We start from the raw sequence: 255 nt of genomic DNA on the forward strand, positions 1-255 counted from the left end.
TGGCGGTCCCGACCGGGATCGAACCGGCGATCTCCTGCGTGACAGGCAGGCATGTTAACCGCTACACCACGGGACCATTTGGTTGCGGGGGCTGGATTTGAACCAACGACCTTCGGGTTATGAGCCCGACGAGCTACCACTGCTCCACCCCGCGATAATACTATAATATTGTTAAAATAATGGTGGAGGATGACGGGCTCGAACCGCCGACCCTCTGCTTGTAAGGCAGATGCTCTCCCAGCTGAGCTAATCCTC

At 56.5% G+C, this 255-nt stretch carries 2 tRNA genes; both read right to left on the reverse strand.

The window, feature by feature from the left end:
• Positions 1-76, reverse strand: a tRNA-Asp gene (locus EW028_RS24745).
• Between the two features lie 3 nt (positions 77-79).
• Positions 80-154: transfer RNA gene (locus EW028_RS24750), tRNA-Met, on the reverse strand.
• Positions 155-255: the final 101 nt, after the last annotated feature.

The organism is Lysinibacillus sp. OL1 (genome assembly GCF_004332175.1).
In the GTDB taxonomy this organism is placed as follows: domain Bacteria; phylum Bacillota; class Bacilli; order Bacillales_A; family Planococcaceae; genus Lysinibacillus; species Lysinibacillus capsici.